At 69.3% G+C, this 22,020-nt stretch carries 25 protein-coding genes; 6 read left to right on the top strand and 19 right to left on the bottom strand.

The annotated features are described in order from the left end of the window. Window positions 1-1,043: tyrosine-type recombinase/integrase (locus ACFDTC_RS09395; protein WP_375258617.1), on the bottom strand; the 1,043-nt coding region annotated here is incomplete at its 3' end. Window positions 1,044-1,373: 330 nt separating this feature from the next. Next, window positions 1,374-1,595 carry a hypothetical protein gene (locus tag ACFDTC_RS09390; RefSeq protein ID WP_375258616.1) on the bottom strand — a complete coding sequence of 74 codons (222 nt, stop codon included), beginning with the start codon at window positions 1,593-1,595 and terminating at the stop codon, window positions 1,374-1,376. A 176-nt stretch (window positions 1,596-1,771) separates the two neighbouring features. Between ACFDTC_RS09390 and ACFDTC_RS09385 the strand changes: the two genes are divergently transcribed. After that, entirely contained in the window at window positions 1,772-3,352 is a 1,581-nt protein-coding gene (locus ACFDTC_RS09385) for a flavin monoamine oxidase family protein (RefSeq protein WP_375258615.1), read from the top strand. Between the two features lie 11 nt (window positions 3,353-3,363). Beyond that, window positions 3,364-3,843, top strand: coding sequence for a c-type cytochrome (locus ACFDTC_RS09380; RefSeq protein WP_375258614.1), 480 nt, complete (start codon window positions 3,364-3,366; stop codon window positions 3,841-3,843). 189 nt (window positions 3,844-4,032) lie between these two features. Here the strand turns inward: ACFDTC_RS09380 and ACFDTC_RS09375 are convergent, their stop codons facing one another. The 13 genes from ACFDTC_RS09375 to ACFDTC_RS09315 all read right to left on the bottom strand — a co-directional run bounded on the left by ACFDTC_RS09375 (window position 4,033) and on the right by ACFDTC_RS09315 (window position 14,737). Further along, window positions 4,033-5,403 (bottom strand): aspartate aminotransferase family protein, encoded by a 1,371-nt coding sequence (locus ACFDTC_RS09375; RefSeq protein WP_375258613.1) that lies wholly within the window; start codon window positions 5,401-5,403, stop codon window positions 4,033-4,035. A gap of 97 nt (window positions 5,404-5,500) precedes the next feature. Beyond that, on the bottom strand, window positions 5,501-6,976 hold the full coding sequence (locus tag ACFDTC_RS09370; RefSeq protein ID WP_375258612.1) for an NAD-dependent succinate-semialdehyde dehydrogenase: 1,476 nt from the start codon (window positions 6,974-6,976) through the stop codon (window positions 5,501-5,503). Window positions 6,977-7,098: 122 nt separating this feature from the next. Then, window positions 7,099-7,572, bottom strand: coding sequence for an Lrp/AsnC family transcriptional regulator (locus ACFDTC_RS09365; protein ID WP_375258618.1), 474 nt, complete (start codon window positions 7,570-7,572; stop codon window positions 7,099-7,101). Window positions 7,573-7,706: 134 nt separating this feature from the next. Beyond that, complete coding sequence (katG, locus tag ACFDTC_RS09360) at window positions 7,707-9,917, bottom strand: catalase/peroxidase HPI (protein ID WP_375258611.1); 2,211 nt, start codon at window positions 9,915-9,917, stop codon at window positions 7,707-7,709. Between the two features lie 205 nt (window positions 9,918-10,122). After that, window positions 10,123-10,656 (bottom strand): flagellar basal body-associated FliL family protein, encoded by a 534-nt coding sequence (locus tag ACFDTC_RS09355; protein ID WP_375258610.1) that lies wholly within the window; start codon window positions 10,654-10,656, stop codon window positions 10,123-10,125. Between the two features lie 10 nt (window positions 10,657-10,666). Then, the gene (flgH, locus tag ACFDTC_RS09350) at window positions 10,667-11,404 is read right to left on the bottom strand and encodes a flagellar basal body L-ring protein FlgH (protein ID WP_375258609.1); all 738 of its coding nucleotides are present in this window, start codon (window positions 11,402-11,404) and stop codon (window positions 10,667-10,669) included. A gap of 8 nt (window positions 11,405-11,412) precedes the next feature. Next, window positions 11,413-11,850: a flagellar basal body P-ring formation chaperone FlgA gene (gene flgA / locus ACFDTC_RS09345; RefSeq protein WP_375258608.1), complete on the bottom strand. Its 438-nt coding sequence runs from the start codon at window positions 11,848-11,850 to the stop codon at window positions 11,413-11,415. Next, window positions 11,850-12,635, bottom strand: a complete 786-nt coding sequence (gene flgG / locus ACFDTC_RS09340; RefSeq protein ID WP_375258607.1) for a flagellar basal-body rod protein FlgG — start codon at window positions 12,633-12,635, stop codon at window positions 11,850-11,852. Before flgG ends, flgA begins: the two co-directional genes overlap by 1 nt. Before the next feature lie 12 nt (window positions 12,636-12,647). Continuing rightward, window positions 12,648-13,361: a flagellar hook-basal body complex protein gene (locus ACFDTC_RS09335; protein WP_375258606.1), complete on the bottom strand. Its 714-nt coding sequence runs from the start codon at window positions 13,359-13,361 to the stop codon at window positions 12,648-12,650. Window position 13,362: 1 nt separating this feature from the next. After that, on the bottom strand, window positions 13,363-13,632 hold the full coding sequence (locus ACFDTC_RS09330; RefSeq protein WP_375258605.1) for a flagellar biosynthetic protein FliQ: 270 nt from the start codon (window positions 13,630-13,632) through the stop codon (window positions 13,363-13,365). A 3-nt stretch (window positions 13,633-13,635) separates the two neighbouring features. After that, a complete protein-coding gene (gene fliE, locus ACFDTC_RS09325) occupies window positions 13,636-13,929 on the bottom strand; it encodes a flagellar hook-basal body complex protein FliE (RefSeq protein ID WP_375258604.1) in 294 nt (97 codons plus the stop codon). Between the two features lie 29 nt (window positions 13,930-13,958). After that, window positions 13,959-14,348, bottom strand: coding sequence for a flagellar basal body rod protein FlgC (flgC, locus tag ACFDTC_RS09320; RefSeq protein ID WP_375258603.1), 390 nt, complete (start codon window positions 14,346-14,348; stop codon window positions 13,959-13,961). 11 nt (window positions 14,349-14,359) lie between these two features. After that, entirely contained in the window at window positions 14,360-14,737 is a 378-nt protein-coding gene (locus tag ACFDTC_RS09315; protein WP_375258602.1) for a FlgB family protein, read from the bottom strand. Window positions 14,738-14,822: 85 nt separating this feature from the next. Here ACFDTC_RS09315 and ACFDTC_RS09310 point away from each other — a divergent pair, with 85 nt between their 5' ends. Beyond that, entirely contained in the window at window positions 14,823-16,202 is a 1,380-nt protein-coding gene (locus ACFDTC_RS09310; protein WP_375258601.1) for a FliI/YscN family ATPase, read from the top strand. 79 nt (window positions 16,203-16,281) lie between these two features. Beyond that, window positions 16,282-17,664, top strand: a complete 1,383-nt coding sequence (locus ACFDTC_RS09305; RefSeq protein ID WP_375258600.1) for a phosphomannomutase — start codon at window positions 16,282-16,284, stop codon at window positions 17,662-17,664. Here ACFDTC_RS09305 and kdsA read toward each other — a convergent pair. From kdsA to ACFDTC_RS09290, 3 genes are read right to left on the bottom strand one after another with little or no spacing between them, the layout of a single operon-like run. After that, on the bottom strand, window positions 17,661-18,485 hold the full coding sequence (kdsA, locus tag ACFDTC_RS09300; protein WP_375258599.1) for a 3-deoxy-8-phosphooctulonate synthase: 825 nt from the start codon (window positions 18,483-18,485) through the stop codon (window positions 17,661-17,663). The genes ACFDTC_RS09305 and kdsA overlap by 4 nt on opposite strands. Next, window positions 18,482-19,270, bottom strand: coding sequence for a 3-deoxy-manno-octulosonate cytidylyltransferase (locus ACFDTC_RS09295; RefSeq protein ID WP_375258598.1), 789 nt, complete (start codon window positions 19,268-19,270; stop codon window positions 18,482-18,484). Before ACFDTC_RS09295 ends, kdsA begins: the two co-directional genes overlap by 4 nt. Next, window positions 19,267-20,262 (bottom strand): SIS domain-containing protein, encoded by a 996-nt coding sequence (locus tag ACFDTC_RS09290; protein ID WP_375258597.1) that lies wholly within the window; start codon window positions 20,260-20,262, stop codon window positions 19,267-19,269. Before ACFDTC_RS09290 ends, ACFDTC_RS09295 begins: the two co-directional genes overlap by 4 nt. Before the next feature lie 132 nt (window positions 20,263-20,394). Between ACFDTC_RS09290 and ACFDTC_RS09285 the strand changes: the two genes are divergently transcribed. Then, window positions 20,395-21,219, top strand: a complete 825-nt coding sequence (locus tag ACFDTC_RS09285; RefSeq protein WP_375258596.1) for a Hint domain-containing protein — start codon at window positions 20,395-20,397, stop codon at window positions 21,217-21,219. Next, entirely contained in the window at window positions 21,111-21,458 is a 348-nt protein-coding gene (locus ACFDTC_RS09280) for a Hint domain-containing protein (protein WP_375258595.1), read from the top strand. The genes ACFDTC_RS09285 and ACFDTC_RS09280 overlap by 109 nt, the downstream gene beginning before the upstream one ends. 7 nt (window positions 21,459-21,465) lie before the next feature. Here ACFDTC_RS09280 and ACFDTC_RS09275 read toward each other — a convergent pair whose 3' ends face one another. After that, a complete protein-coding gene (locus ACFDTC_RS09275; RefSeq protein ID WP_375258594.1) occupies window positions 21,466-21,966 on the bottom strand; it encodes an SH3 domain-containing protein in 501 nt (166 codons plus the stop codon). Window positions 21,967-22,020 lie beyond the last annotated feature (54 nt).

Genomic DNA, 22,020 nt, shown 5'->3' with positions numbered 1-22,020 from the left:
CCAGCGTCGACCATGGCAGTCGCGAACCCGGTCCGAAGATCATGCAAACGCCAACGCTCGAAGTCCGCGCCTAAGAAAGCATCGAGGCGCTTCTTGGCTTTTGACATGCCCGACACGGGCGTGGTTCCCGTCGTTGTGAAAAGAAAGTCGTCCCCGCCTTGTCCATTTTGCAAAGCCTCGACTTCGGCTCGGGCCGGAGCGGATAGATGAACGATGTGAGGCTGGCGGTTCTTCACTGCGGAACCACCATAGATCAGGCACTGGTCGGCCATGTTCACGTCGCGCCACCTGAGTTCCGCGATTTCGCTTCGGCGTTGACCGGTCAGGATAATGAGCCTGAAGAGCGGCCCCCACAAATCCCCCATATCGAAGGTCGCCGAATAGATGGCGCGAACCTCGGCAATACTCGGCACGCGATCCCTCGCGTGCTCCTTAACCGCCTTGGACAGGTTCGCTCCGATGTGCTCGGAGAGGTAGCCGCGCTCCCACAAGAACTTAGCGAAGTGGCTCAGCGCGGCTTTGATCCTGTTGGCTTGGATCTTCGCGCCGCCAGCAGCTTTTTCGTCTATCGCTTTCTGTAGGATTGGCCGGCTCAATGCCGTGACCGGCTTGTCGAGATAGGTTTTCAGAGCTTGCGCTAGAACTCTTCTGCGTTCACTGCCTGAGCGCAGGTTCACGAGATGCAACTCGTGATAATGCTCGATGGCGCGGCCCACCGACGCGGTTGCTTTCTCACGTTCCTCGGCAGTCCGCTTTGCCTCCGCATTTAGTGCCACCCGGTCAACGCCGGCATTCGCCTCGACCGCAATCTCCTGTGCAGCCGCGCGTGCCATCTTCAGTGAGACGAGGGGGTACGTTCCCAAACTGTGCTTGCGCTTCGGTCCTCCTCTCACCCGCTTCTCATAAAGCCAAGCCTTCCGACCAGTCGGGTACACGCGCAGCTTGAGTCCGGGGCAGCCGGCATCGGGCACCTCCAGACGCTTTCCCTCAGGCGCCGTCAGGTTGCGGACAATGGTTTCGGTCAGGCTCTTCTTCTCAGTCATCTAGGTCGCTCCTCAGAATCAGGTTCTTTCCGAGGCCATGTCCTTGGGGGACTCACGGGGGACAAAAGGGTCCGGCTTTCCTCGGAACTCGTTAGACCCAATTGGCAGGTCATAAGGAGCGATGGAACATACTGATATTAAACGAGAGTTTCAGGCAATCAGCGCCTGTTGGATGATACTGGAAGTGTCTGGAATAATCAAGAATTCGGCGCAAGTTTGTCGACCCACCGACTTTTAATCAGTGGGTCGCAGGTTCGAATCCTGCACGGCTCACCACTGACTTCCTCGATACAACGACAGTGCGGCCTTCCCGGGGCCGCAAGCTGCATCTCAGTACGTCGCGGGCGGATCGCTGGCGGGGAAGCTCTCGTCGACGAATTCGTCCACGCGATCCCAGGTGCGGGGCGGGTCGCGCATTTCCTTCGGGCCGGCGTCGCGGATGGGCTTTCCGTCGTTCGCGGGCCGCGGGCCGTCGCGACGGCCCGCGGCCGCGCCCAGGCAGAAGGCCGCTCCGGTGGCCAGCAGCATCAGGGTCAGGGTGGTCGGTCTCATGGTGATCTCCCGCACTATCCGGTTTTGCGGGACAACCCGCGGCGGGGCGCTGCTGTTCCGGTCGCCACGGCGCGCGTGACGCTGGAACCGGGTCTTCCTCGCCGGGTTGGCAAATAGGGTCCGGTTCACATGTTCGTGCACGACCGGTCCCCGCCAGCACAGGAGGAGGAGACGGCATGACCATGACACGACGTGAGGTCCTCACGACGATCGGGGTGACCGCCGGGACCGGGGCCATGTACAGCGCGATGGCCAGTCTCGGCTTCGCGCAGGAATCGTCCTACACCGGACCGGTGGAACTGACCGGCGATCCGGGCGGGCAGCGGGTGCTGGTCCTCGGAGCCGGTCTGGCCGGCATGACCGCGGCGTTGGAGCTGCGTGCCGCGGGCTACGAAGTCGAGATCCTGGAATACCGCGAGAAGGCCGGCGGGCGCTGTTGGACGCTGCGCGGCGGCGACACCTATACCGAACTGGGCGGCGCGACGCAGAACGTGGACTTCGAGGACGGGAACTACTTTAATCCTGGCCCGTGGCGCATTCCCTACAACCACTACGCCATCCTCGACTATTGCCGGCGCCTCGGCGTCGAGCTTCAGCCGTTCATCCAGGAGAACCACAACGCCTACCTGCACCGCAGCGACGCCTTCGGCGGCGAGCCCAAGCGCTACCGCGAGGTGGCGTCGGACTTCCGCGGCCACGTCGCCGAACTGCTGGCCAAGGCCACCAACAGCGGTGCCCTCGACGAGGAGGTGACCGAGGAAGACCGCGCGCTGCTCGTCGAGGCGCTGCGCGACTACGGCGCGCTCAACGGCGACAACGAGTATGTCCAAAGCGAGCATGTCAGCGAATACCGCGGCTACGAACGCTGGCCCGGCGGCGGGCGCGACGCCGAGGGCGTGTCGTCCGAGCCGATCGACCTCGAGACGTTGCTGGACTCGCAGCTGTGGCGCTGGCTGCCGGACGCAGAAACGGTCCACCACCAGCAGGCGATCTTTCAGCCGGTGGGCGGCATGGACATGATCGCGCAGGCGTTCGAGCGCGAGGTGGGTGACCTCATCACCTACAACGCCAAGGTCGTGTCGCTGCAGCAGGACGAGACCGGCGTGACCGCCGGCTATGTCGACGCGCAGCAGCCCGGCGAAGTGACCGAGGTGAGCGCCGACTGGTGCGTCTGCACGATCCCGTTCTCGATCCTGAACCAGATCGAGCACAACTTCAGCGGCACCAAGGCGCAGGCGATCAGCACGATGTACTACGCCGGCGGCTTCAAGGCCGGGCTCGAGTTCCGCCGCCGCTTCTGGGAGGAGGACGAGCACATCTACGGCGGGATCACCTACACCGACCTGCCGATCGCGCTGATCAGCTACCCGTCGAGCGACTACCTGAGCCAGGGTGGCGGCGTGCTGCTGGGCGCCTACAGCTGGGGCGCCTCGGCCTACCAGTTCAACGCCATGCAGCCCGACGAGCGGACCAAGTGGGTGGTCGAGTACGGCTCGCGCATCCACCCGCAATACACCGAGGAATTCAAGACCGGCGTCAGCGTGCCATGGCACAAGGTGCCGTGGGTGCTGGGATGCTACGGCATCTGGCAGGACAAGGAACGAGACTACGAGGAAACGGTGCGCCTGGGCGAGGGCGAGCGGATCGCGCTGGCCGGCGAGCACCTGTCCTACCTGCCCGCCTGGCAGGAGGGCGCGATCCTGTCGGCGCTCGACGCCATCCAGCAGCTTCACGCACGCGCCACGCAGCAGCCTTGAGGAGACCGCACATGAACCCGATCAAGACGACGATCCTGCCGTTCGCGCTGCTGGTCGCGGGCATCGCCGCGGCCCAGCAGGAACAGCCGCCCGTCGAGAGTCCCGCGGGCGAGCCCGCCTCGGAATTCCGCACCTTCGATCCGACCGCGGAGGAGTTCGAGAACTTCCGCGGCGACGGCGATATCCCGCACGAGGGCGGCGAGGCCGTCTACAACGCGGTCTGCGCCGGCTGCCACATGCCCGAGGGGCAGGGCGCGATCGGCGCGGGAAAGTACCCCGCGCTGGCGGACAACGAGCGGCTCGAGGCGCCGGGCTACCCGATCTACATCGTGGTCAACGGGCAGGCGGGGATGCCGCCCTTCGGCAGCCTGCTGGACGACCAGCAGGTCGCGGACGTGGTGAACTACGTCCGGTCCCATTTCGGCAACGACTTCGTGGACGGCGAGTTCGGCGAGGCGACGGCCGAGGACGTTTCGGCGGCCCGCCCGTGATGAGCCGACCTGCGTGTCCCACGATGGGACACGCAGGCGCCGTAAGAAAATCAATGGCTTGCAGAGGCGGATTCATCTCTCGTTAGGAATCGCGTCCGTCGAGCAGCCCGCGCCGGACGAACCCCGCGCCCAAAACGAAGGGCGGCAGTCGCGAGACTGCCGCCCTTTTTCGTGTCGCGGAACCGGCCTTTAGCCGAGAACCGAGCCCACCGCCGCGTGCGTCTTCTGCACGATCTCGTCGGCCTCGGCCCGCGTCAGGCAGAACGGCGGCGCGAAGCCCAGGATGTCGCCCTGCGGCATGGCCCGCGCGATCACGCCGTGCTCGAGCAGGGCCGCGGCAACGCGCGCGCCGACCTTCTCGGACGGATCGAAGAAGGTCCGGCTGTCGCGGTCCTTGACGAACTCGACCGCCATCAGCAGCCCCTCGCCGCGGACCTCGCCCACATGCGGGTGGGCGGCCAGCGCGTCGGCGATCGCGGCGTTGAGATACGCGCCGACGCTGCCGGCGTTCTCGATCAGGTTCAGGTCGTCCAGCAGCTTGAGGTTCGCCACGCCGGCCGCCGCGCCGATCGGGTGGGCCGAGTAGGTCCAGCCGTGGCCGATGGGTCCGTTCTCGTCGGTGCCCTGCTCGAGCACCTTCCACATCGCGTCGCCCACGATCGAGCCCGACAGCGGCGCATAGGCGCTGGTCAGCCCCTTGGCGATGGTCATCAGGTCGGGCTTCAGCCCGTAATGGTCGGAGCCGAACATGCTGCCCAGGCGGCCGAAGCCGGTGACGACCTCGTCGGCGATCAGCAGGATGTCGTGCTTGCGCAGCACGGCCTGGATCGCCTCCCAGTAGCCGGCGGGCGGGGGCACGATGCCGCCGGTGCCTAGGATCGGCTCGCCGATGAAGGCGGCGATGGTGTCGGCGCCCTCGCGCTCGATCAGCGATTCGAGCTGGGCGACGCAGTAGGCGACGAAGCCCGCCTCGTCCATCGCCGGGTCGGGGCGGCGGAAGTAATAGGGCGCCTCGGTGTGGATCACCTGCGCCAGCGGCAGGTCGAACTTCTTGTGGAAGAGCTCGAGCCCCGTGAGCGAGCCGGTCACCAGCCCCGAGCCGTGATAGCCGCGCCAGCGCGAGATGATCTTCTTCTTCTCGGGGCGGCCGAGGATGTTGTTGTAGTACCAGACGAGCTTGACGTTGGTCTCGTTCGCGTCCGAGCCGGACAGCCCGAAATAGACCTTCGACATGTGGTCGGGCGCGCGGTCGAGGATCATCTTCGACAGGGTGATCGCCGCCTCGGTGCCGTGGCCGACATAGGCGTGGTAATAGGCCAGCTCCTTGGCCTGCTCGGCGATCGCCTCGGCGATCTCGGGGCGGCCGTAGCCGACGTTCACGCAGTAGAGGCCGGCGAAGGCGTCGAGCATCGTGTTGCCGTCGCGGTCGGTGATGTGGCTGCCCTTGCCGGTCTGGATCACCCGCTGGGGCGCGTTGCCGCGGGCGAATTCCGCCAGGTGGGTCGAGGGGTGGAAGAAGTTCTCGCGGTCCCACTGTTCCAGCATGTCGTTGCGAAGCATCGTCGTTCCTTTCCGGGCGCGCGGCCCTGGTTTGATCTTGGCGGAAATACTCATGGCCCCGCCGCCGGCCGCGCGGACCGGCAGCGGGGTGCGCGCGTCAGGCCCAGTCGCGGCAGACGTACTTGATGTCGGTGAACTCCTCGAGGCCCTGGCGGGCGCCTTCGCGGCCCAGCCCCGACTGCTTCATGCCGCCGAAGGGGATCGGCGCGCCGGTCACCTTGGTGCGGTTGACCGCGACCATGCCGAACTGCAGCGCGCGGGTCATGCGGTAGATCCGGCGCGGGTCCATCGTGTGCACGTAGGCGACGAGGCCGTATTCGGTCGCGTTGGCCCGGCGGGTCACCTCGTCCTCGGTCTCGAACGGCACGATGGGGGCGACGGGGCCGAAGGTCTCCTCGTGCAGGATGGCGGCGTCCTCGGGGACGTCGGCGATGACCGTGGGCGCGTAGAACAGCGGCCCGAGGTCGAGCCGTTCGCCCCCGGTGAGCAGCTTCGCGCCCTTCTTCAGCGCGTCGGCGACGTGCGCCTCCTGCTTTTTCACGGCGTTCTCGTTCATCAGCGGGCCGAGGTCGCAATCGTCGATCCCGGCGCCGATGGTCAGCGCGCGCGTGGCCTGCGTGAACTTCTCGCAGAAGGCGTCGTAGATGCTGCGCTCTACGAAGATGCGGTTGGCGCCCAGACAATCCTGCCCGGTGGTGGCGAACTTGGCCTTGATCGTCTCGGCCACCGCTTGGTCGAGGTCGCTGTCGGCGAAGACGATGACCGGGGCGTGGCCGCCCAGCTCCATCACCAGCCGCTTGATCGTGCCGGCGCACTGGCCGTAGAGCTGCCGGCCGATCTCGGTCGAGCCGGTGAAGGACAGCGCGCGCACGCGGTGGTCCTGGGTCCAGGGCTCGACGATCTCGGGGGCCTTGCCGGTGACCACGTTGAACACGCCCGGCGGCATGCCGGCGCGCTCGGCCAGCTCGGCCAGCGCGGTGGCCGAGAACGGCGTCTCCATCGACGGATGCGCGACCACGGTGCAGCCGGCGGCGATGGCGGCGGCGGCCTTGCGGGTCAGCATCGCGGCGGGGAAGTTCCACGGGGTCACCAGCGCCGCGACGCCCAGCGGCTCGCGCCACAGCTCGACCTCGGCGTCGGGCAGGTGCGACGTCACGCCCTCGATGTTGGGGCGGCGGGTTTCCTCGGAGTAGAACTCGACGAAGGCGGCGGCGTAGTCGATCTCTCCCCGCGCCTCGGAAAGCGGCTTGCCCTGTTCCGAGACCATGATGCGGGCGAGATCCTCGCGGTGCTCGATCATCAGGTCGTGCCAGCGGCGCAGGATCGCGGCGCGGTCCTGCGGCAGGGTCTGCGACCACGTGGCGAAGGCCTCGTGCGCGGCATCGACGGCGCGGCGCGAATCGTCGCCCGTCAGGCGCGCGATCTCGCCCACGGTGTCGCCGGTGGCCGGGTCGGTCACGGGGATCGTGTCGTTGGTCTCGCCGGCGGTCCACTTGCCGCCGATATAGGAAAAGGGCCGCACCAGGCGCTTGTCCTCGATGGTGCGGTCGGCCGAAAGAACGCTGTCCTTCATCGTCGAATCTCCTGTCTGGTCGGGGACAGGATGGCGCGGACGGGCAGGCGATCGGGTCTTTTCTGGGCGGGTGCGCGGCGCGATCCGGTCCATGCGGGCGCGGTGGCGGAGAGGAATCGTCTCTAGCCGCGCAGCAGGTCGAAGGGCGGGGCGGATTGCGGCTTGACCGACTTGGTGACGATGTAGGTGTAGTAGCGCGCGAGGCCTATGCGCGCGTCGAGCATGTCGTCGACCAGCCGCTGGTAGGCGTCGATGTCGCGGGTGACGATCTGCAGGAAGTAGTCGAAGCCGCCCCCCAGCGCCCAGCAGGCGGTGACCTCGTCGTAGGTGCGCACGGCGGCCTCGAAGGCGCGGAAGGTCTCGGACGTGTGGTCGCGCAGCTCGGCGGCGACGAAGACGGTGACGTGGGGCCCCAGTTTCCGCAGGTCGACATCGGCGTGGTAGCCGCGGATCAGCCCGAGGGATTCCAGCCGCTTGAGGCGGTTCCAGCAGGGCGTGGGCGACAGGCCGACACGCTCGGCCAGGGCCGCCTTGGAGATGCGCCCCTCGGCCGTCAGGGTGGCGAGGATCGCCACGTCGCGGTCGTCGAGCGGGATCACGGGCCGGTTCCGGGTGCGGTGAGCGAGGTCATGGGCGGAAGGAAGCAGGTCGCGGCGGGATTGTCACGTGCGCGAACGAAAAGCGGCGCCCGGATCGCTCCGGACGCCGCCTCGATGGTCGTGTGCGCGCCTTACGCCTGCAGGTCGAAGCGGTCGGCGTTCATCACCTTGGTCCACGCGGCGACGAAGTCCTGCACGAACTTCTCGCGGTGGTCGTCCTGGGCGTAGGCCTCGGACAGGGCGCGCAGCTGCGAGTTCGAGCCGAACACCAGGTCGACGCGCGACGCGGTCCACTTGGCCTCGCCGGTGGTGCGGTCCTTGCCCTGGAACACCTGCGCGCTGTCGTCGGTCGCCTCCCACACGGTGTCCATGTCCAGCAGCTTGACGAAGAAGTCGTTCGTCAGCTGGCCGGGACGGTCGGTGAAGATGCCGTGGCTGGTGTTGCCGTAGTTGGCCCCCAGCGCGCGCATGCCGCCCACCAGCACCGTCATTTCCGGCGCGCTCAGCGTCAGAAGCTGCGCGCGGTCGAGCAGCAGCTGCTCGGCCGGGACGGTGAACTCGGTCCGCAGGTAGTTGCGGAAGCCGTCGGCCCCCGGTTCCAGCGGCTCGAAGCTTTCGGCGTCGGTCCATTCCTGGCTGGCATCGGTGCGGCCCGGCGTGAAGGGCACGGCCACGTCATGACCGGCGTCCTTGGCAGCCTTCTCGACCGCGGCGACGCCGCCCAGCACGATCAGGTCGGCCAGCGAGATCTTCTTGCCGCCCTGCGCCTTGCCGTCGAAATCGGCCTTGATGCCCTCGAGCACGCCCAGAACGCGGGTCAGCTGACCCGGCTGGTTCGCTTCCCAGTCCTTCATCGGCGCAAGGCGGATGCGCGCGCCGTTGGCGCCGCCGCGCTTGTCCGAATCGCGGTAGCTCGAGGCCGAGGACCACGCGGTGTAGACCAGCTCGGCCACCGACAGACCGCTGTCGAGCAGCTGCGCCTTGAGCGCGGACACGTCGGCATCGTCCACCAGCGGGTGGTCGACCGGCGGCAGCGGGTCCTGCCACATCAGGTCTTCCTGGGGGACTTCCTCGCCCAGGTAGCGGACCTTGGGGCCCATGTCGCGGTGGGTCAGCTTGAACCACGCGCGGGCGAAGGCGTCGGCCAGCTCGGCCGGGTTCTCGTGGAACCGGCGCGAGATCTTCTCGTAGGCGGGATCGACGCGCATGGCGATATCGGTGGTGGCCATCATCGTCTTGACCTTGCCCGAGCCGTCCACGTGCGGGGCCATGTCCTCGTCGCGGACGTCGCGCGGCTCCCACTGCCAGGCGCCGGCGGGGGATTTCACCAGGTCCCACTCGTAGCCGAACAGCATGTCGAAATAGCCGTTGTCCCACTGGATCGGGTTCGGCGTCCACGCGCCCTCGAGGCCCGAGGTGATGGTGTGCACGCCGAAGCCGGATTCGTGCTTCGAGGTCCAGCCCAGGCCTTGCTCGGCGATGTCCGCGCCCTCGGGCTCGGAGCCGACCAGTGTCGCGTCACCCGCGCCGTGGCACTTGCCGAAGGTGTGGCCGCCCGCGATCAGCGCGACGGTTTCCTCGTCGTTCATCGCCATCCGGCCGAAGGTCTCGCGGATGTCGTGCGCGGCGGCAGCCGGATCGGGCTTGCCGTCGGGGCCTTCGGGGTTGACGTAGATCAGGCCCATCTGCACGGCCGCCAGCGGGTTCTCGAGCGCGCGGCCCTCGGAGTAGCGGCTGCCGGGCTTGTCGGACGTGGCCAGCCATTCCTCTTCGGAACCCCAGTAGACGTCTTCCTCGGGTTCCCAGATGTCCTTGCGTCCGCCGCCGAAGCCGAAGGTCTTGAAGCCCATGGATTCCAGCGCGACGTTGCCGGTCAGGATGAACAGGTCGGCCCACGAGATCGCGTTGCCGTACTTCTGCTTGATCGGCCACAGCAGACGGCGCGCCTTGTCGAGGTTGGCGTTGTCCGGCCACGAGTTCAGCGGCGCGAAGCGCTGCGAGCCCGAGGACGAGCCGCCGCGGCCGTCACCGCTGCGGTAGGTGCCGGCGGCGTGCCAGGCCATGCGGATGAAGAACGGGCCGTAGTGACCGTAATCGGCGGGCCACCAGGGCTTGCTGTCGGTCATCAGCGCGTGCAGGTCGGCCTTCAGCGCCTTGAAGTCGAGGCCCTTGAAGGCCTTGGCATAGTCGAACTCGCCGCGCATCGGATCGCCGAGCGGGCTGTGCTGGTGCAGGATCTTGAGGTTGAGCTGGTTCGGCCACCACTCCTTGTTGGTGCGCAGTCCGAAGGTGGCGTGCACGGGGCTGCCGTGCATGACCGGGCATTTGCTCTCGCCGTCCATGTCGAAGTCTTCCTCTCTGTCACGTATCGCATCGCGTGCGGTAAAGAGCGTCACCCGCGCCCCTTTTCAGGGGGCGGGTGGCGCTTCCTAGAATCGTTATAAACTGATGCGACGGGCATGTCATCGGCCAAAGGCCGATTTCGACGATCTCGTCACGGCACGGATGCGTGAGCGGGCATCCGGCGGGCGTTCGGCCCCGCTGGGCCTAGCTGTCCTGGCGGGCCAGTTCCGTGATCAGCACGTCGCTGACCTGGTTGCCCATGACCGGGCGGGTCGACTCGAGAAGCGCGGTGCGCAGCGAGGCCAGCCGCGTGGCGGCGGTGAAGTTGCCGTCGAAGCCGCCGATGCTGGCATGGTCGAGGAACACGCGCAGGAAGGCGTCGCGCAGCTTCGGCTCGCGCGCGAACACCGTCTCGGAGACACCGGTGCCGACCTCGAGCGACAGCGACGCGACGACCAGAGAGGTCACCTTGTCGTTCGAGATCACCGGGATCACGAACTGGTTGCTCATCTTGGCGTATTCCCGGCCCTCGGGCGGCATGTCCGATGCGCCGCCCGCCACCTTTGTGCCCTGCGGCCCGCAATCGATCGCGGTCTCGGCGGCCGGCGCCTCACCGTGTTCGTCGCCGGCGGCGTGCTCGGGCGTTTCGGCGTCGCCCGAGGGGGCGAAGGCCAGGCCCGCGCCCACGCCGGCGCCGATGCCGCCGATCAGCAGGATGAGTGGAAGCAGTTTGACCATGATGCGTGCCTCAGAAGGGAAGGACCGCGTCCAGCACCTGCTGGCCGATCCGGGGTTGCTGCACGTCGCTGATCTGGCCGCGGCCGCCGTACGAGATGCGGGCGTTGGCGATCTTGTCGTAGGTGATCTCGTTGCGGCGCGAGATGTCTTCGGGGCGGACGTAACCTGACACCAGCAGTTCGCGCATCTCGAAGTTCACGCGGACCTCCTGCGCGCCCTGGATCGCCAGCACGCCGTTGGGCAGCACGTCGGTCACGGTGGCCGCGACGCGCAGGGTCAACTCCTCGCTGCGGCGGACCGAGCCGTCGCCGCGCGAGCGGCTGTCGCTGGTGATGCCGACCGCGGTGTCGAGGCTGGCGCCGTCGGAGATGTTCTCGTTGACGCGCTCGGGGATGCCGAACAGGTCCGCGATGCCGAGCGCCTCGGATCCCGTGCGCGTGCGCTCGCTGCGATTGTTGATCTCGGCCTCCTCGTCGATCTCGATGACGACTGTCAGGATGTCGCCGCGCTTCATGGCGCGGCGGTCGCCCAGCAGCGAGCGCTGGCCGGCGGACCACAGCGACGCGGCCTCGGTCCGGCGCTGCGGCCCGACCGCGTCGGGCACGCCGCCGGCGATCATCGCCACCCGCTCGGGGCTGGCGATCGGCGGGCTGAACTCGGGCGCGCGGCCGATATGGTCGACGCGGGCGCAGCCGGACAGGCTTGCGATGCCGGACAGAAGCAGCAGGCAGGCGACGAAGCGCAGCATGGCGACCCTCATTGCGATACGATGACGGAGCCGTTCGGCGCGACGGTGCCGAACAGGGTTGTGCGCGACGACAGGTTCATCACGCGGATGCGTTCGCCCACGCCGCCGCGGGCCAGCGCGCGGCCCTCGGTGGTGATGACGAGGCCGCCCTTGTCGAAGACCAGCTCGACCACCTGGTTGCGGTCGACTAGCGCCGGGCGGCCCAGCGTGCCGCGCATCACCGCGCGGCCGGGATAGATCGCGACGCGCGCCTCCTGGCCGATCACGTCGTCGATCTTGTCGTGCGCGCCCGAGATGGTCGCCGGGTCCAGCTTGACGTCCGCCTCGGTCAGCACCTGCTGCGGACGGATCGTGCGCGTGGCGATCACGGTCTCGGCCGTGGCGGCCGACGCCGCCAGCAGCGTCGCGACGATCGCCAGCCGGGCAGGGAGGGCCGCGAAGGTCATCAGCGCACCTGCGCCGTGGCGCCCATCATCTGGTCGGCGGCCGAGATAACCTTCGAGTTCAGCTCGTAGCCGCGCTGGGCCGAGATCAGGTCGGTGATCTGCTTGACCGCGTCGACCGAGCTCTGCTCGAGGAAGCCCTGGCGCAGCGTGCCCAGCCCGTCCTCGCCCGCGGTCGACTGGATTGCGGGACCCGACGCCTCGGTCTCGGCGAACAGGTTCGACCCCATCGCCTCGAGCCCCTTGGGGTTGGTGAAGCCGGCCATGGTGAACTGGCCCAGAAGCTGCGCCTCGATGGCGTCGTTGAAGTAGGCGTAGACCTCGCCGTCGGGGTTGATCGAGATGCTGCGCGCGTCCTCGGGAATGACGATCTCGGGCGCCAGGGGGTGGCCGTCCGAGGTGACGATCACGCCTTCGGCGTTGCGCTTGAGGCCGCCGTCGCGGGTATAGGCGGGCGTGCCGTCGGGCATCATCACCTCGAGATAGCCGCCGCCCTCGATCGCCACGTCGAGATCGCCGCCGGTGGCGGCCAGCGCGCCCTGCGCCAGTTCGACCGAGACGGCGGACGGGCGCACGCCCAGGCCCAGCTGCACGCCGGTGGGCAGGATGGTGCCGTCGCTGGCGTTCACGGTGCCGGCGCGCGTGACCTGCTGGTAGTGCAGGTCGGCGAACTCGGCCCGGCGGGCGTTGTAGCCGGTGGTCGACATGTTCGATAGGTTGTTCGAGATGACCTCGACCCGCATCTGCTGGGCGGCCATGCCGGTGGCGGCGATCTGGAGGGCTTTCATTGCCGTATCCCCTTATTTCACGAAGGCTTTGAGTGCTGCGCGGACGCGGTCGTCTTCGCGCTGCAGGAAATTCTGGCCCATCTCGTAGCTGCGCTGGACCTCGATCATACGGCTGATCTGCTCGATCGGGTTCACGTTCGAGCCCTCGACGAAGCCCTGCCGGATGCGCGGGTTCTCCACCGGCTCGAAACCCGCGTCGGCGACGAACAGCGCGCTGCCCTCGCGCTTCATCGCGCCGGGATCGAGCGGCTGCACCAGGCCGATCTGGCCGATCGGGCGGCCCTCGCTGCTGATCGTGCCGTCGCGCGCCACGGCCATGTCGGTGGTGCCGGGCGGCACGAAGATCGGCGCGCCGCCGGCGCCCAGCACCGGGTGGCCGTCGGGCGTGACCAGTGTGCCCTCGGCGCTGGGCGAGAATGCGCCGGCGCGGGTCAGACGCTCGCCCTGCGGCGTGTCGATCAGGAAGAAGCCTTCGCCCTCGATGGCGAAGTCGAACTGGCTGCCGGTCTGCTGCATGCCGCCGGGCGCGAACGAGGTCTCGCGCACCCGGGCCGCGGCCATCGAGATCGACGTGTCGCCGTCGCCGCGCTGGATGAACTCGGAGAAGATCATCCCCTGCTGGCGATAGCCGGTCGTGTTGGCGTTGGCGATGTTGTTGGCGATGATCCGCATCTCGCGCATCAGGCCCGACTGGCGGGTGAGGGTGGTGTAGCCTGCGCTGTCCATGTCAGCCTCCGACGATGATCGGGATGATCTGGTTCTGGAAGAAATCGACCAGGGTTTCGGTCATGAAGCTCATCGACAGCCAGTAGACGCCGACGATGGCCAGGAGCTTCGGCACGAAGGTCAGCGTCATCTCCTGGATGGAGGTGAGCGCCTGCACGAGGCCCACGCTGATGCCGGCGACCAGCGCCGCCGTCAGGATGGGCAGCGCCGTGACCGTGGCGATCCACAGCCCGTTGCGCAGCGTGTCGAAGAAGATGGCCTCGGTCAGCATGGCCTAGACCGGCATCCGCAGGATTTCCTGGTAGGCCTCGACCACCTTGTTGCGCACGGCGACGACGGTCTCGACCGCCAGTTCCGACTGCGCCAGCGCCTCGACCAGCGCGTGCGGGTCGGCCGCGCCGGTCATCGCGGCGCGCGCGGTGTCCTCGCCCTTCTGGACGGTGTCGACGAAGTTCTTCGCCGTCTGCTCGAAGCTTTGCGCGATGGGATTGGCGTCGGCCTGGCCGGGCTCCATGGCGGGGCGGGAGGCCGCGTATTTCTGCGCGGCGAAAAGCGATCGGACGTCCATTCTGGGCTCCTTGGTCTATGGGGTGGGGGTCAGCGCCGCAGCAATTCCATCAGGCTGCTGGACATCTGGCGGGTCTGTTCGAACATCTTGAGGTTGGCCTCGTAGCTGCGCTGGGCCTCGCGGGCGTCGGCGATCTCGATGATCATCTGGACGTTGGACCCCTCGTAGTGGCCGGTGGCGTCGGCCATCGGATGCGCGGGGTCGTGGATCCGCTCGAGCGCCACGTCCGACAGGCGGACGCGGCCGGCCTCGACGCCGGTGACCTCGGAACTGGTGCGCGTCAGCTCGAACGGCACCGTCTTGCGGCGGTAGCCAGGCGTGTCGACGTTGGCGATGTTCTCGGAGACGATGCGCAGGCGCGTGGCCTGCGCCTTCAGCGCGCTGGCGGTCACGCCGAGGGCATCGGAAAAGGCGCTCATCTCGGCCTCCTTCAGGTGCGGGAAACTGCGGTGCGCAGAAGCGTCATCGCGTTGCGGTAGATCGCCATGGCGCGGTCGTTCTGGCGCTTGGCCTCGACCGCCTCGATCATCTCGAGTTCGAGCGACACGGTGTTGCCGTTGGGATCCTGCGCCTCGCGACGCGTCTCGGACACGACGAGGCTGCCGCGGCTGCCGTTCATGTGCGTCTCGCGCGTGGCGCGCTGGTCCATCAGGCGGTTCTGCACGGTGGTGGCGAAGTCCGGCAGGTCGCGCGCCCGGTAACCGGGCGTATCCGCATTGGCGATATTCTGCGCCGACAGGGCCTGCTTGTGGCCCGCGTGGCGGGCCATCGACATGGCGGTGCTGAAAACGTCCAGGTTGCTGAACATCGGGGCTTCTCCCTCGATTGGCTTCAATCAAGGCTTAACCGTGATTCCTTTAGAAACGGTTTTCAGAAGCTGAATGGAGCGGACGATGGGCAGGGATCAGGTCGGGGCGCTGCGCGCGCGGATCGCGCAGATACAACCGGTGCGGGCCGTCGGGCGCGTGCATTCGGTGGACGGCACGGCGATCTGGGTGCGGGGCCTGTGCGATTCGGCCTGCCTCGGCGACCGGCTGCGGCTGATCCGCCACGGCGGCGACGCGGTGTCGGGCGAGGTGCTGCGCATCCGCGACGACCTGGTGGCGATGCTGCCGGACGATCCGCCCGAGGGGGTCGCGCGCGGCGACCGGGTCGCGGTGCTTGGCGCGCCGACGCTGGCGCCGGACGATTCGTGGATCGGCCGGGTGATCGACCCCTACGGCCGCCCGATCGACGGCCGGCCGCTCTCGCCGGGGATCGAACGCCGCCCCTTCCGCGCCAGCCCGCCGCCCGCCGCCGCGCGCCGTCCGCTGGGGCCGCGGCTGGGCACGGGGCTTGCCATCTTCGACACGCTGCTGCCGATCGTGCGGGGCCAGCGCGTGGGCCTGTTCGCGGGGTCGGGCGTGGGCAAGTCGCACCTTCTGTCGCAGCTCGCGCGCGGCATGCAGGCCGACGTCGTGGTGCTGGCGCTGGTCGGCGAGCGCGGCCGCGAGGTGCAGGAATTCGTCCAGTCCGTGCTGGGCCCCGAAGGGATGGCGCGCACGGTCGTGGTGGCCGCGACGTCGGACCGCTCGCCGCTGGAGCGGCGCCGCTGCCCGCTGGCCGCGATGACCGTGGCCGAGCATTTCCGCGACCAGGGCAAGCACGTGCTGTACCTGGCCGATTCGGTCACCCGCTTCGCCGAGGCGCACCGCGAGGTCGCCGTCGCGGGCGGCGAGCTTCCGGCGCTGCGCGGGCATCCGCCCTCGGTCGCCAACCAGATCATGCGGCTGGCCGAACGCGCGGGCCCCGGCACGGTCGAACAGGGCGACATCACCGCGGTGTTCAGCGTGCTGGTCGCCGGCTCGGACATGGACGAGCCGATCGCCGACATCCTGCGCGGCGTGCTCGACGGCCACGTGGTGCTGGACCGCCAGATCGCCGAGCGCGGGCGCTTTCCCGCGATCGACCTGCTGCGCTCGGTCTCGCGCAGCCTGCCGCAGGCGGCGACGGCGCCGCAGAACGAGACGATCGCACAGGTGCGCCAGCTGCTGGGCGCCTATGCGCGGTCCGAGACGATGGTGCGTGCGGGCCTGTACCGCGACGGCGAGGATCCGGTGCTGGACCACGCGATCCGCGCCTGGGGCGAGCTCGACGCCTTCATGGCGCAACCCGCGCCGCACGGTCCCGACATGGCCTTCCAGACGCTGCAATTGCTGCTGCGGCGCACCGCGGTGCCCATGACCGGCGCGGCGCGCGCCGCGGCCGCGGCCAGCCCGGCGCGGCGGGCCTGAGGCGCGGCGCCATTCGCATCTGTGCCTCGGGGCCGCGCTGCGCTAGTCATGGGCAAACGCGGTTACGAGGACGAGTGCGATGGCGGCGAAATTCGGAACCAGCGGGCTGCGGGGCCTGGTCACGGAACTCTCCGACGACGTGGTGGCAGACTACGTCTCGGCCTTCGCACGTGCCTGTCCGACCGGCTCGGGCGTCTACGTGGGGCGCGATTTGCGCGAAAGCTCGGACGGGATCGCGGCGCAGGTGCGGCGGACGCTGGCGGGCGCGGGACTGGACGTGACCGATTGCGGCGTGCTGCCGACGCCGGCGCTGGCCCTGGCGGCGGTGCAGGCCGGCGCCGCGGCGATCATGGTGACCGGCAGCCACATCCCGGCTGACCGCAACGGGCTGAAATTCTACACGCCCGAGGGCGAGATCACGAAGGCCTACGAGACCGCGATCCTGGGCGCGTTGGGGCAGGCCTTTCCGGATGGCACGGATCCCGGGCCGGGCGACGATTCGGCCGCCCGCGCCTATGCCGCGCGCTACGTCGACGCCTTCGGACCCAAGGCGCTGGCGGGTCTGCGCATCGGGATCTACCAGCACAGCTCGGTCGCGCGGGATTTGATGGTCAACGTGGTCGAGGCGCTGGGCGGGCAGGCGGTGCCGATCGCGCGATCGGACACGTTCGTGCCGGTCGACACCGAGGCGGTCGACGCCGACACCCGCGCGATGCTGGCCCGGTGGTGCGCCGAGCATACGCTCGACACGGTGATCTCGACCGACGGGGATGCCGACCGCCCGATGGTCACGGACGAAACGGGCCGCATCGTGCCGGGCGACGTGCTGGGCGCGCTCACGGCCCGCGCGCTGGGTGCGCGAATCGTCTGCACGCCGGTCTCGTCCAACACGCTGGTCGACCTGATGGGGTTCGAGCGCGTCGCGCGCACGCGCATCGGATCGCCCTACGTGATCGAGGCGATGGAGCAGGCCGTCGCGGCCGAGCCCGCCGCACGGGTCGTCGGCTACGAGGCGAATGGCGGCTTCCTTCTGGGGTTCGAGGCCGAGGGCCCGGAAGGTCGCCTTGCGCCGCTGCCGACGCGCGACTGCCTGCTGCCGATCCTGGCGCCGCTGGCGCACGCGACCGAAGGCGGACTAGCCGCGCTGGTGGCGGCACTTCCGCGGCGCTTCACCGCCGCCGACCGGATCGCCGGCGTGGCCCCCGAGCGGTCGCAGGCGTTCATCGCGGACCTGAAGACCGACCGCGCCGCGCGCGACGATTTCTTCACCGATCCCGGCGACGAGGCCTCGCTCGACCTGACCGACGGGCTGCGCGTGTCCTTCGAGGGCGGCGAGATCGTGCACCTGCGCCCGTCCGGCAACGCGCCCGAGTTCCGCTGCTACGCCGAAGCGGACGACCCCGACCGGGCCGAGGCGCTGGTGACCGCCTACCTGGAAAAGCTGCGGACCGCGCTGGCCTAGCGCGCCTTGGTCAGCGCGTCGATCGCGCGCAAGCCGTCGAGCACGCCGCGCAGGCGGTCGATCTGGACCATGTTCGGCCCGTCCGACGGCGCATTGTCGGGATCCTCGTGCGTCTCGATGAAGACAGCGGCGCAGCCCACGGCAACGGCGGCGCGGGCCAGCGGCTCGACGAACTGGCGCTGCCCGCCCGAGGACGTGCCCTGGCCGCCCGGCAGCTGGACCGAGTGGGTCGCGTCGAACACGACCGGGTGCCCGGTCTGACCCATGATCGGCAGCGACCGCATGTCGCTGACCAGCATGTTGTAGCCGAAGCTGGTGCCGCGCTCGCACAGCATGATGTTCTCGTTGCCGGTGCTGGCGATCTTGGCGGCGACGTTCTCCATGTCCCAAGGGGCCAGGAACTGCCCCTTCTTGACGTTGATCGCGCGGCCGGTCTCGCCCGCAGCGAGGAGCAGGTCGGTCTGGCGCGAAAGGAAAGCGGGGATCTGCAGCACGTCGACCGCCTGCGCCACGGGCGCGCATTGGTGCGCGTCGTGCACGTCGGTCAGCACGGGCACGCCGAACTCGCCCCGGATCGTCGACAGGATGGCCAGCCCCTCGTCCATGCCGAGGCCGCGCTTGCCCTTCAGCGACGAGCGGTTGGCCTTGTCGTAGCTGGCCTTGAAGATCCAGGGCATGCCGTCTGCGGCCGTGGCGATACGCTCGGCCAACATGCGCGCGTGGTCCAGGCTTTCGAGCTGGCACGGCCCCGCGATCAGCGCGAGCGGTGCGTCGTTGGCGATGCGGACATCGCCCAGGGTCACGGCCTTGGCGGTGGTCATGCGATGCGTTCCTTCTTCAGGACGGCCTCGATCCGGTCGACGTCCACGGGGTTGTTGAGTTCCCAGAACACGCGGCCGCGCGCCTCGACCGGCACGCAGGTCACGGCGGCGCCGTTCTCGACGAAGCGCAGCTGTTCCAGGCCCTCGGCGCGTTCCAGCGGGCCCTCGTCCCAGCCGGCGTAGCGGCGCAGCGCGTCGGGGCGGTAGGCGTAGACGCCGACATGGTGCCAGACCTCGGGCGGCGCGGACAGGCTGGCCACGTAGGGCAGCACCTCTTTCGAGAAGTAGATCGCGCTGCCGTCGGTCTTCATCACGGCCGTGGTGCCGCCGACGCGGCCCTCGCGCCGGTCGGTGACGAGGTTTTCCAACGTCTGCGGGTCGCAGCGCAGCACGGGCGTGGCCATCTGCACATGCCAGTCGGCCATGCGCTCGATCAGTGCCTCGACGAACCACGGCGGGGTCAGCGGCGCGTCGCCCTGCAGATTGACCACCACGTCCGGTTCCACCTCGAGCTGCGCCAGCGCCTCGGCGCAGCGCTCGGTCCCGTTGCGGGCGTTCTCGGACGTCATCAGCACGTCGGCGCCGAAGCCGCGCGCGGCGTCGGCGATGCGGTCGTCGTCGGTCAACACGTAGACCGAGGTGACGCCCTCGACCGCGCGCGCCGCCTCCCAGCTGCGCTGGATCAACGGCTTGGCGTCGCCGTCCGCGCCGGTCAGCGGCACCAGCGGCTTGCCAGGGTAGCGGGTCGACGCGTAGCGCGCGGGAATGAAGATCGAGACGTTCATGCGACACCTGCCCTGAGCGCGTCGTGGATATGCAGCAGACCGACGAGGTGGTCCGAATCGTCGACCACCAGCAGCACGGTGCGCTTGTTCATGTTCATCATGCCCAGGGCCTCGGTCAGCAGCGTGCCGGGCCGCGTGGTCATCGGCGTGCGCGTGGCGACGGCGCCGGCGCTGCGGTCCATGAGGCCGTCCATGTTCCGCCGCAGGTCGCCGTCGGTGATGATCCCGGTCAGGCGCCCGCCCTCGACCAGGGCGGCGACGCCGAAGCCCTTGCTGCTCATGGTCAGCAGCACCTCGGACATGGGGGCCGCGTCGGTGACCACCGGCAGCGCGTCGCCGGTGTGCATCACCGCCGAGACGCGCAGAAGCTGCGCGCCCAGCGTGCCGCCGGGATGGAACGCGGCAAAGCTTTCGCGGTCGAAGCCGCGGTGCTGCATCAGCGCCACGGCCAGCGCGTCGCCGAGCGCCATCGCCATCGTGGTCGAGGTGGTGGGCGCCATGCCGATCGCGCAGGCCTCGGGCGCGTCGGGCAGCAGCAACACGTGGTCGGCCGCCTGCGCCAGCGTCGAGCCGGCGCGCTTGGTCATCGCGATCAGCGGGATGGCGAAGCGCGCGCAATGGGCGATCATGTCCGCCAGTTCGCGCGTCTCGCCGGAGTTCGAGATCAGGATCACCGCGTCGGCGCGGGTGATCATGCCCAGATCGCCGTGGCTTGCCTCGCCGGGATGCACGGTCTGTGCGGGCGTCCCGGTCGAGGCCAGCGTGGCCGCGATCTTGCCCGCGACGTGCCCGGACTTGCCCATGCCGGACAGGATCACCCGGCCCGAGACCTCGAGCAGGCGGGCGACGACGCGCTCGAAATCGTCCGGAAGCCCGTCGGCCAGCGTGGCGAGGGCGGCGCTTTCGGTCATCAGGACGCGGCGCGCGACCTGCGCCGGCGTTTCGGTCGCGGGATGGGTCAGGGGCGGGGCGGATGCGTGTTCGCTGGACATGATGCGCCCGGTCTAGACGCTGCCGCGGCCCTTGTCCAACGGGGCGCTAGGCGCCCGGGACGCGATGCGGTAGCATCCCAAGAACGACGCGGCCGGGCGATCCGGTCAAAGCAGTGCAGCCCGAGCCATCCGATGTCCAAGCCCCGTGCCCGCGCAAGCTTTGCCATTCCCTGGCACCTGACCGAGACCGACGGCGTGCGCGCGGCGCCGCTTGCGGCGCTGAGGCTGGGCGCGTGCTGGCGCTGGCGCGGCGAGGCGGTGCGGCTGGACGCGGGCGATCCGGCGCTGCGCCCCTACGGGCAGGACGACCACGAGCGGCGCGCGCGAGCCGCGCGCCGGGTCTCGGAACTGGCGGGCATCGACGCGCAGGCCGACGACATCGAGCTCGATCCCTACGACGACGATCTTCTCAGCGACGGCACCGTGGCGCTGAGCGACGGGCAGGATCGCTACGTGCTGTCGCTGGTGGCGACGCACCGGAGCGGCGCCGTGCTGGCCATGACCGACGGCGCCCTGCCGCCGCAGGACACCGAACTGCGCGTGATCCGCCCGATGCGCACCCGGGCCGGTCGCTCCGGGGCGTGGCGCGGTTCGGCGGACGTGACAGGCCTGGCCGCCGGCACGCGGATCGCCACGCCGCACGGCCCGGTCGCGGTCGAGCATCTGCGCGAGGGCGATCACGTGCTGACCGCCGATGGCGGCGCGCAACCGGTGCAGTGGATCGGCGCGCGGCGGATCGGCGGTGCGCAATTCTACCTGCGCCCCGGCCTGCGCCCGGTCCGCGTGGCCCCGGGCGCCTTCGGTGCCGCGCGTCCGCACGCGCCGCTGCTCGTCGCGCGGGGCAGGGGATGTTGTGCCGCAGCAGCGCCGCGCGGATGCTGTTCAACGCGCCCGAGGTTTTGGTCGGCGCCCGCGACCTGTCAGGCACCGCGTCGATCGGGCAGGACCTTCAGGTGAGCGAGGTGACGTACCTGAACCTTCTGCTGGGGCGGCACGCGATCCTGTTCGCCAACGGGATGGAATGCGAAAGCTTCCACCCCGCCGCCGCCGCGCTGTCGCACCTGGCCGAGCAGGATCGTGCGCGTCTGGCCGAGCGCTGGCCGGCGCTCGCCGGGAACCCGCGCAGCTACGGTCCCTTCGCGCGCCGTCGGCTGGACCCTGGCGAGGCCGCGATCCTCGCGGCCAGCGCGGCCTGATCGCGGTCTACTCGCGCACCTCGTCCGGGGCGACGCCCCACATCGCCGACTTGGGCGCCCAGCCGTCATGGCCGCCGGCGGACAGCCTGCACCACTCGGGCAGGCATTCGCCCAGCCGTGCGATCACGCCGTAGCCGAGGCGGGCAACCGGCGTGGCACCTTCGGTCGGTTGCGCCAGCAGGTCGAGCATGTCGCGCTGCACGATCACCGAGCGCACGCCCGACAGCAGCGAGTAGTGGACCCAGCCGCCGGCGCCCTCGTTGTCGCGCACGCGGCGCCAGTGGCCGTGCTCGGCCGTGATCTCCAGCGGCATGCCGCGCCGCTGGTAGATCCAGTCGATCCGGTGCGTCAGCGAGGGGCCGCGCCGCACGTTGCCCTCGGCCGCCTTGAGCGACACGAAACGCGGCAGCGGAAGGTTGGTGACGGGGCCGCGGTCGGTCGTCGCGGGAAAAGCCGCGGTCGCCCACAGCGTCGCGGCCAGCAAGATGCCAAGCGCTCTCACGGTCATGTGGATGTCCTGCCCGAGTTTTTCGGCGGGGGTTCTTGTGCCCCATCCGTTCGT

This window comes from Citreimonas sp., from assembly GCF_042096055.1.
GTDB lineage: Bacteria > Pseudomonadota > Alphaproteobacteria > Rhodobacterales > Rhodobacteraceae > Citreimonas.
This window is presented reverse-complemented; position numbering and strand designations above follow the sequence as displayed.